We start from the raw sequence: 9,366 nt of genomic DNA, 5'->3' as shown, positions 1-9,366 counted from the left end.
AATTAAAGCTTTGTTAATAGCTTAATTAAACAATCGCCCTCCAGAAATGGGGGGCGTTTTGCTTTGCATAAAAATCTGGTGTTGCTCATAGGTAAGATGGTAATTGTCCGTAATTAAAACCTTATGCCTAGTACCGCTAATTTTCTCCAATATACCCAATGGTCAGGTATTGCGACAATAGTATTTGCAGTTCTGACAATCTTGGCCTTCATACTCAAATGGGGCTTTCGCTTTCGATTGGTGGGTGCAACTGGCTTTATGCTGGTACTGACAGGGGGGTTATTTTCACTTTCCCTTGTTCCCCTGAGTCGTACAATTATTCCTGGTGCTGTCAAGTACACCCTAGTTTATGACAACGGTTCTAACCAAACAGTAATTGCGATCGCCCCAGAAATTACTCCCACAGAATTAGAAGCCACTTTACGTCAAGCAGCTAGTAACCTTTATTCCTATGGTCGCTTAGGTACTGGTGGTAGCAAGGAAATGATAGTCCGCGCTCGCACTATTATCCACCCAGAAATAGGGTTATCTGTACCGCTGTACTTGGGTCAAGTAAATCGCACTTTGGTCAGTCGTGAAGATCCAGAAATGGCGGTAGAAGTTTATTTAGACAAGTTTGCTTCCTTACCAAAACCTACAGCTTCATAGGTGACAGGTGACATGATAGTTAAGACCGACCTTCCGCACCCTAAACTGTCACACAACGAAAAATGGTCGTTTGGGGATTTGAGATTGGCGATAGCGAAGCGCTGCTGCAAGCAGTTCGCCACCTAAGATTTCGACGATTTTGTATCAAAATTATCATCAAAGGTATTCAAAAATCCGAAATTACCGATTGTGACACTGGGGGGTGCGGAATGTGGGTTAAGAGGGAATAGGAAAATCTGACAGGGCGCAGGCCCTGCGCCCCTACATCCTGATTTTCTATTTGCACATTTTTTGGTCATCTATCATACAATAAAGATTATTTTAAAATTTGATTAAGAAATATCAATAGTTTTGGCAAAATAACGATCATGCCTAATCAACATTCTACTGAAACTTTGTCCACTCAAACCACTAGTTCATTTTTCAGCCTTTCTGTTGCCCCTGGGAAAGTAATTCGCGGTGCTGGGATATTGTCAACCGTTGCGGGTGAAGTTGCTAATTTGGGAACTCGTCCTTTAATTATTGCTGGAAATCAGACTCTTAATCTGAGTCAAGAGAGTTTACAACCTCTTTTCCAATCTCCAGAATTACATCCTTTGTCAGTTTCCTATGGTGCTGATTGTTGTGAAGCTAGTTTGAAGGCTTTACGCAAAGCTGCTAAAGAACATAAAGCTGATATGATTATCGGGATTGGTGGTGGTAAAGCCCTAGATACGGCTAAATTAGTCGCCCACCAATTGACATTACCAATTGTCACAATTCCCACTTCTGGGGCTACCTGTGCGGCTTGGACTGCCCTTTCTAATGTCTATTCGGCGACGGGAGCGTTTTTGTATGATGTGGCTTTGTCTCGCTGTCCTGATTTGCTAATTTTGGATTATAATTTAGTTCAGACTGCACCTCAAAGAACATTAATAGCAGGAATTGGGGATGCGATCGCTAAATGGTATGAAGCATCAGTGAGTAGTGGGCATTTGCAACAAACTTTAATTATTGCTGCGGTTCAACAAGCGCGAATTTTACGCGATATTTTATTGCAAAAGTCGGCTGCTGCGTTACAGTTTCCGGGTGGGGAAGTTTGGCAAGAAGTTGTGGACGCAACTGTACTCCTAGCTGGAGTAATTGGGGGACTCGGTGGGGCGCAATGTCGCACGGTTGCCGCCCATGCAGTCCATAATGGCTTAACCCATATTTCTGGACATGGGAGCATTCATGGGGAAAAGGTCGCTTATGGTATCCTGGTACAACTGCGGTTAGAAGAAATGATCCAAGGAAATCAATTAGCAGCGTCAGCAAGACAACAATTGTTGAAGTTCTATGCAGAGATTGGACTACCCCAAAAATTAGCAGATTTGGGACTAGGTAATATCACTTTGGGTGAGTTACAAACAGCAGCGGAAATTAGTTTAGAACCTAATTCTGATATCCACCGTCTACCGTTTAATGTAGCGTTGGAACAATTGATGGCCGCAATGGTTTCTACCACTGCACCAATAGATATTAATCGTGTTTCCACCAGGGGAATAAGTGACGAGGTGAAGGAATGAGTTTGAGTTGGATGTCTCCCGCAGAACGGATACAAAAATTGCCGCCTTATGTATTTGCTCGTTTGGATGAATTAAAGGCTAAGGCTAGAGAACAAGGGTTGGATTTAATTGATTTGGGTATGGGTAATCCTGATGGACCTACTCCCCAACCTGTGATAGAAGCGGCTATGGCAGCTTTGCAAAATCCCGCTAATCACGGTTATCCTCCATTTGAAGGAACGGCTAGTTTCCGTAAGGCGATTACTCAATGGTATAATCGCCGTTATGGTGTTACCCTTGATCCTGATAGTGAGGCTTTACCCTTACTCGGTTCTAAGGAAGGTTTGGGGCATTTAGCGATCGCCTACATTAATCCTGGTGATACTGTATTAGTACCTTCACCCTCTTACCCTGTGCATTTTCGTGGACCGATTATTGCTGGGGGAGTTATCCATAATTTAATTCTCAAGGAAGAAAATAATTGGTTAATTGATTTAGCAGCTATTCCTGAGGAAGTGGCTAGAAAAGCGAAAATTCTCTATTTCAATTATCCCAGTAATCCTACCGCAGCTACCGCCCCCCGCGAGTTCTTTGAGGAAATTGTAGCGTTTGCGCGGAAGTATGAAATTCTCTTAGTCCATGATTTATGTTATGCCGAATTAGCTTTTGATGGTTATCAACCCACTAGCTTATTAGAAATTCCTGGCGCTAAGGAGATTGGTGTAGAGTTTCACACTCTCTCTAAAACCTATAATATGGCAGGTTGGCGCGTTGGTTTTGTGGTGGGAAATCGCCACGTTATCCAAGGTTTACGGACACTGAAAACCAATTTAGATTATGGCATTTTTTCGGCTTTGCAAACAGCAGCGGAAACTGCCCTTAGTCTCCCGGATTCTTATTTACATGAAGTTCAACAACGTTACCGCACTCGGCGAGACTTTTTAATTGATGGTTTGGGTAAATTGGGGTGGAATATTCCCAAAACGGAAGCAACTATGTATTTGTGGATAAAATGTCCGGTGGGGATGAATTCTACAGATTTTGCTTTGAATGTTTTACAACAAACTGGGGTGGTTTTGACTCCTGGTAATGCCTTTGGTGTGGGTGGTGAAGGCTATGTGAGAATTAGTTTAATTGCAGATTGCGATCGCTTGGGTGAAGCTTTACAAAGATTCAAGGAAGCGGGGATTTGCTATCAATCGGAAGTTTCTGTTTCTGCGTGATAATTAAGGTGAATACACAATCTCAAAAGAATTAAGGTTATGACAATTCTGGAAAAGGTAGTAACTACCATGCAGCAGTTACCTATAGATCAACAGCAGCAAGTTCTCCGTTTTATTGAGTTTCTGGCATTTGAATTGGGTAATCATCAAGTTAATCAAGATTCTGAAAACTCAAATGTCAAAAAGCCTGAAGCTTCTCCTCATGATCTATTGAGAAAATGGGAAGGAGTTATTGAAGGTGGGGTAGACGATCTTTCTTTTAATAAGAAATACATGGAAGAATATGGACAGAAATGAATCAGCGGATAATTCTTGATACTGGTGTTTTAGTTGCTTATTTCAGGAAATCTGATCGCTTTCATCAATGGGCTGTAACTCAATGGAGATATTATGAACGATAAAATACAATATGAATTAGAAGATGACTTAAAAGAAGAATATGATTTAAGTCAACTAAAAAATCCTATTCGGGGTAAATATTCTCAACGATATCAAGAAGGATATAGTGTTACTATTCATCATGAAGATGGGACAACGACAGTAGAACATTTCCCTAAACAAAATGATATAATTATTCTTGATCCTGATGTGAAACAATATGAGTAAACTAATCTTAGAAATTCCTGATCAAGTAACTGAGGGATTACGTCTACCTCCTGATGAACGTCTGCATCGCATCCGCACTGAATTAGCAATTAGACTTTATCAAAAAGGGATTCTTTCTTTTGGTAAAGCCCGTGAATTGTCGCAATTAAGTAAATGGGAATTTCATGAGTTATTGGGACAAGAAAATATTGATCGTAGTTATGATTTAGAAGAGTTAGAAACAGATTTAGAGACATTAGAAATATTATCATGAAAGCAGTTAGTAATTCATCGGTTTTAATTGCTTTAAGTAGTATTGGACAATTAGAGTTAATTAATCAACGGTTTCCCGATGGTGTTATAATTCCACAAGCTGTGTGGAAAGAAGTTGTGGAGACAGGTATAGGAAGATTTGGCGCAGAAAAAGTAGCAAAAGCTTCATGGTTAACTATTTTACCAGTTAGTAATATTGCTTTAGTATCGTTATTAAAATTAGAGTTAGATGAAGGTGAATCAGAAGCAATAACCCTGTTTATTGAACAACCTAGTCAAGCTATTTTACTTGATGAGAAAAGTGCTAGACGAGTTGCAAAACAAATGAATTTACCAGTATTAGGTACGGTAGGAATTTTGATTTGGGCTAAACAAAATGGATTAATTCTTAATTTAAGAGAACAACTGGATTCTTTACAATTTGTTGGTAAGTTTCGTTTAAGTAATTTAATTTATCAAGAAGCTATTAAAAAAGTTGGTGAATAGTGTAAAAAATTGTTGGGTTTCCTTGCGTCAACCCAACCTACATGACTAAATCTTGATGACGTTCCTGATTAATAATATCAAAAATTTCATCAATTTCTGTATCATCTTTCCATAAACCAATAACAGCTTCTAATTCTGGCCATTTTGGTTGTTTAATTATTAAGTTATCTGGTATTTCTATAGAAATTTCTACTCCATCAGGTAGAAGAATTTTGTCTAATATTTGATCTAATAATTCTATGGTGTTACCTTTGATAATTCCTTGTATTTTCATGATTTATTCCTTCATTAAATATCTAAGTTATGATTCATTGTAACCTAAGATTTGAAAGTTTAATACATCTTTCCGTGACAATTAGGAATAGGGTAATGTTCTATTTCATAAGCCTCAATTATTGTTCCTAATGTATCCAATAAATGATAAAGAGGATGTTGTTCATTAGTACCAATTTCATCAAGTAAATCATTTAATCTTGCAATTGCTTGTTCATATTCTTCTTCATGCAGAATATCTTTAAAAACTATTTGCGTTTTGTTATCCATATAACCAACCAAACCAAAAGAGTCCATCCCAAGGTAGCAATTATGCTTAAAATTAATGAAGCTGAAAAGTAATTTTTTGGTAATAAAGGTGAGTTGATCTTATCTATGTGCGTAGTGATAATACCGGAAAATATAGCACCACCACCCAAACCTATACCTAATACTTGTACTGTTGTTTCTAAAGAGCGATCGCTTTTAGCTTGTTCTATTTCCACTATACCACGAATTGAGTTAATGGCTTGATCTAATAATTGTGAACCATGTTGAAAATAGCCTAAATCGGCTTGAATTTGCCGTTTAAAGGTGACACAATTCTTATTTAGGAAAATTTCTAGAAAATCTAGATTTTCACCGTTTAAATTATGTTTAATTTGTGCTAATTTATCGCTATAATTATCTGCATTAATCACAATTGTATTTTGGGAATCTTCTAAACTTAAAAGTAATCTGGTGTATTCAAGTGCTAATCTAGGAAACGCTCTTAACTGGTTTTGTAATTTCTTTAAATCCTTTCTGGTTATATCTTGATTGTTTTCCAGTTCGAGAATTTTATTAACTTCAGATTCTATATCTCTATACTTTTTATCTAAGTCTTTATATATAGCCCGACTGTCTTTATAAGCTTTGATTATCTTACTATGACGAAAAAACAAATCTAGTAATTCTGAACAAGATTGTTCAAATTTATTTCCAGTTTCTTGTTTTGTAAATAAACAAATTAAAACTTGTTGATATTGACTAGATTGATTTGGTAAACCATATTCAAATATCGGACTACCAAATAATTCACCTTGACGATAAAAAGGTGGAATTGTATTTTGATTAGGGAAAATTTGCTTTAAACATTCATCAGCTATTTTTTGATGATCATTTTGAATTTTAGCATTATTTATCCAAGCTGTAATTAAAATAGTTTGTCCCAGAAATAAAGGATTTAATGGTAAAATTAAGCAATTATTGGGATTTAAAAGTTTGAGAAAATCAGTTTCTACATCTTCCGTAGGTTGGTTATTTTCCTGTTCTGGACGACGTAAATTTAACCACAAACCGTAACTATCAGAAATTCGACAAGGATAAGCGAAACCTGTAATTAAAATATCTTGTTGAGGACTTGGGTTAACATTCCCCTCCAAATATACAGCTACTTCATTTTGATCATTCAGAATATCTACTTTATTAAATCCCTCATCTTTTTTAACATCAATTTTTTGACTGAGTTGTAAATCTTGTTTGAGAACTTCTTTAAGAATATCATTACCACGTTCCCAGATAAAGTTTAAATGTTGACTATCTATATTATCATCAAAATTTGAGCCTTTATAAAGTTGAAAAGTGAAAACGTGAATATTAGGTGCATATATTTTCATAATTTAGCTATACCAAATACGACTGAAATGTGAATTTTGACAAGATTAAAAAAACAGTTAATTTAAGCCCTGGTAACTGAAAATCGCCGCTACACAAACAAATTCCGCCCGCGCAGATTAACCAAAAATCAAGGATTTGATTTTGTCTGTGTAGACGGGATTTCTAACCACCAGTTTAACTTGTATAATCAACCGATTTATTCATTTTTAATTATGGGTTTTGGGCTGGTGTCTTTTTTTCTTTCAGTTTTTCTACGTCCTCTTGTAAAAGTCGGTAGCGATTTTCTACGGTGTTTTCTTCATTTTCTGGTTTAGTTCTAGGGACTCTACCAATTTCCCTTTCCCGTTCTTCTAAAAAGACTGCATTTCTAACTTTTTCATAGTCAAGATACCATTGACGGATAGCTTCTGCAACTACTTCCGGAGGTTCAGTTTCTATACCAGCGATAGTTTTTTGTAATTCTGTGATAGCATCTAAAGAAACGTCGGAAAAAACATAATCTTGGTTTCTCACGACTTCGGTAAATGCTTGGATAATTTGATTAGCTTCCATAGGTTTAGTTTGTGAATTGATTAATATTTTAGCTGATTTTAACTCGTTCCCAGACTCTGGCTGGGAATGCAGTTTTTCAGGCTCGGCCTGAAGTAAAATGATATAGTGGAGGTAGAGCCTCTGCAATTCATTCCCGGTCAGAGACAGGGAACGAGGGAAAACGCACTCGCATAAACTAGAAAGTCAAAATTTATAAAAATTGATTCTAGGATTAATATAGTCGGTTTTAACCGACTTTAGCTTTTAGACAGAGAATTTATTCTCTGGCTTAAGAATACATCAATTTTCATTAATTTGACACTTACAATCACTGCTAAATCTCTACATGAAATAATACGAAATTTTTGATAATGTTGGGTTTCACTTTGTCAACTCAACCTACATTACAGGAGAAACAGCACAAAAAGCAGCCCAAAAATATGGTTGGTTAAATGGTTGATGTTCGGGTCTACATTGCTTAGATAATGAATTAATAATGTTCTCTTTTTGTTCCTCCTTTATTTCAGTTTTCTGCTTCAACCAATCAATGATTTCTACCTGTGTGGCTTTGCGTAACCATTCCTGGACTGTGTTTAATGCCAATGTGATATCCTGGGGTTTATTGGCGATATTTTCATATAATTTAATCATTAAAATAGCGGTGTGAACATCACTCACAGTCCACAAACTGCTAACAATATTAACTGCACCGGCTTTCATAAAACCACTGGATAAACCAATAAATTCATCACTTTTATCTCTAACATCAATTACGCCGGTTACGCCGGTTTCGCAAGCAGAAAGACAAACAAGATAACATTGAGGGAGATTTAATTCTAAGATATCTGCTAATGTCAAACATTTTGATAAATCAATAGCAGTTTCTTTATTAATTCTCACATAACGAGATGAATATGTTGTCAAAAGTGAAGCATTAACTTCCGAATCAGCAAGTTGTAAAGCTGATTTTAAAGGTGATTCTAAATCAAAACTACCGTGACAAGAAAAATGTAACCATTGGGAATTAGTAAAGTTATTAAATGTGGTAGTTTCTTGTAAATTGGCTTTGCTGGCCTCATTATTTTTGAGGATTTGCTGGGGGTGGAAATTAGCTGCAATTGCTTCCACTTCAGTGTTAGTAAAAGGTAAATTGTTATTAGGATCTTGAATTGCAAATAGGTTACTTAATCTTGTTCTCTCTCCTTCTAGGAGAGAGTTAGAGAGAGGTTCTAATCTTGTTCTCTCTCTTTGTAGAATAGGGTTAGAAAGACGTTCTTTAGCAATATTCAAAAGTTGACAACTGGGTGCATAACTGACACCACCAGGATATTTATCAAATAAATATTCTGAATTTGTAGATAAAGGAATAGCATGAAAAGGTAATAAGTGTAAATAACGGTGGGGAATGATAATTATTTTTTGAATATCCTTTGGAACTTGGGCAATTATTTCATTAATATGGAAAATTTCTGCAAGTTTGGTAAGTTGATCATTTAAATCATTTCGCCATTTCTTACGGTCGGAATAGTAAAGGGTGATATATTCACCATAAACCCAATCTATGAGTTGATCTAAATCTTCCTCTGTAGATTTCCAAATTATTGGTTTATCGTTGTTTTTGGTAATAATGAAAGCCCGGAAACAATCATTAAAAATGTAAAATTGAATAATTGCAGTTTTCTCATCTAACAGATTTTGAATTTCCTGAAAATTCATTGGAATTAAACCAATTCTTGTTTTTGTTAGATGCTCTCGTTGTTTCTGTAAATTCTTTAACTTTGCTAAATTTATATCTTGTTTTACTACTGAACTGTCGTTGTCTTTCTTTATCAATTCTGATTTTTCTTTTTCTATATCTGATTCAACTTTTTTACGAATATTTTCTAGTAAATTTCTATTTCTACTAAATTCAAGATATTCAATTGCTAATGTATACTCATTTAAGTCAAGACAAACTTCTATGATAGAAGCATAAATCAAGTATATTCGATCACTATGTGAGATAATTTCCAAATTACTTATAACTGTTTCTAAGAAAATATAGGCTGAAATTAAACGACCTGATTTCCTATAAGCAATGCTGATATAATATACAGTTTCAACATAATGTTGAGGAAAAGCTCTGATAGTATAAACTTCTAAAGCCGCTTGATAAGCTGCAATGGCAATTTCCAGATTATCCT

At 35.9% G+C, this 9,366-nt stretch carries 12 protein-coding genes; 7 read left to right on the top strand and 5 right to left on the bottom strand.

Going from position 1 to position 9,366, the window contains the following annotated elements; translation table 11 throughout:
- The first annotated feature begins 123 nt into the window (after nucleotides 1–123).
- The 7 genes from FJR37_RS10025 to FJR37_RS09990 all read left to right on the top strand — a co-directional run bounded on the left by FJR37_RS10025 (nucleotide 124) and on the right by FJR37_RS09990 (nucleotide 4,741).
- A complete protein-coding gene (locus FJR37_RS10025) occupies nucleotides 124–648 on the top strand; it encodes a Ycf51 family protein (RefSeq protein WP_039202180.1) in 525 nt (174 codons plus the stop codon).
- 368 nt (nucleotides 649–1,016) lie between these two features.
- Nucleotides 1,017–2,195 (top strand): iron-containing alcohol dehydrogenase family protein, encoded by a 1,179-nt coding sequence (locus tag FJR37_RS10020; protein ID WP_039202181.1) that lies wholly within the window; start codon nucleotides 1,017–1,019, stop codon nucleotides 2,193–2,195.
- On the top strand, nucleotides 2,192–3,397 hold the full coding sequence (locus FJR37_RS10015) for an aspartate aminotransferase (protein ID WP_168465925.1): 1,206 nt from the start codon (nucleotides 2,192–2,194) through the stop codon (nucleotides 3,395–3,397). The genes FJR37_RS10020 and FJR37_RS10015 overlap by 4 nt, the downstream gene beginning before the upstream one ends.
- Before the next feature lie 39 nt (nucleotides 3,398–3,436).
- Nucleotides 3,437–3,694 (top strand): hypothetical protein, encoded by a 258-nt coding sequence (locus FJR37_RS10010; RefSeq protein ID WP_168465924.1) that lies wholly within the window; start codon nucleotides 3,437–3,439, stop codon nucleotides 3,692–3,694.
- 93 nt (nucleotides 3,695–3,787) lie between these two features.
- Nucleotides 3,788–4,003, top strand: a complete 216-nt coding sequence (locus tag FJR37_RS10000; RefSeq protein ID WP_168465923.1) for a hypothetical protein — start codon at nucleotides 3,788–3,790, stop codon at nucleotides 4,001–4,003.
- The gene (locus tag FJR37_RS09995) at nucleotides 3,996–4,256 is read left to right on the top strand and encodes a UPF0175 family protein (protein WP_039202188.1); all 261 of its coding nucleotides are present in this window, start codon (nucleotides 3,996–3,998) and stop codon (nucleotides 4,254–4,256) included. The genes FJR37_RS10000 and FJR37_RS09995 overlap by 8 nt, the downstream gene beginning before the upstream one ends.
- Nucleotides 4,253–4,741, top strand: a complete 489-nt coding sequence (locus tag FJR37_RS09990; RefSeq protein ID WP_168465922.1) for a DUF3368 domain-containing protein — start codon at nucleotides 4,253–4,255, stop codon at nucleotides 4,739–4,741. Before FJR37_RS09995 ends, FJR37_RS09990 begins: the two co-directional genes overlap by 4 nt.
- Before the next feature lie 37 nt (nucleotides 4,742–4,778).
- On the opposite strand, the gene FJR37_RS09985 is transcribed toward FJR37_RS09990, so the two are convergent.
- From FJR37_RS09985 to FJR37_RS09965, 5 genes are all read right to left on the bottom strand, one after another.
- Nucleotides 4,779–5,015, bottom strand: coding sequence for a hypothetical protein (locus FJR37_RS09985; protein ID WP_168465921.1), 237 nt, complete (start codon nucleotides 5,013–5,015; stop codon nucleotides 4,779–4,781).
- A gap of 59 nt (nucleotides 5,016–5,074) precedes the next feature.
- Nucleotides 5,075–5,284: a hypothetical protein gene (locus tag FJR37_RS09980; RefSeq protein ID WP_254434557.1), complete on the bottom strand. Its 210-nt coding sequence runs from the start codon at nucleotides 5,282–5,284 to the stop codon at nucleotides 5,075–5,077.
- Complete coding sequence (locus FJR37_RS09975; RefSeq protein ID WP_168465920.1) at nucleotides 5,263–6,651, bottom strand: hypothetical protein; 1,389 nt, start codon at nucleotides 6,649–6,651, stop codon at nucleotides 5,263–5,265. Before FJR37_RS09975 ends, FJR37_RS09980 begins: the two co-directional genes overlap by 22 nt.
- A 211-nt stretch (nucleotides 6,652–6,862) precedes the next feature.
- Complete coding sequence (locus FJR37_RS09970; RefSeq protein WP_168465919.1) at nucleotides 6,863–7,204, bottom strand: hypothetical protein; 342 nt, start codon at nucleotides 7,202–7,204, stop codon at nucleotides 6,863–6,865.
- A gap of 378 nt (nucleotides 7,205–7,582) precedes the next feature.
- The coding region (locus FJR37_RS09965) for a CHAT domain-containing protein (RefSeq protein ID WP_168465918.1) at nucleotides 7,583–9,366 on the bottom strand (1,784 nt) is incomplete at its 5' end.

Origin of the sequence: Aphanizomenon sp. UHCC 0183, from assembly GCF_009712065.1 — a bacterium.
Lineage (GTDB): Bacteria > Cyanobacteriota > Cyanobacteriia > Cyanobacteriales > Nostocaceae > Dolichospermum > Dolichospermum heterosporum.
The sequence above is the reverse complement of the archived record's forward strand: the minus strand, read 5'-3'. Positions and strand labels throughout refer to the sequence as shown.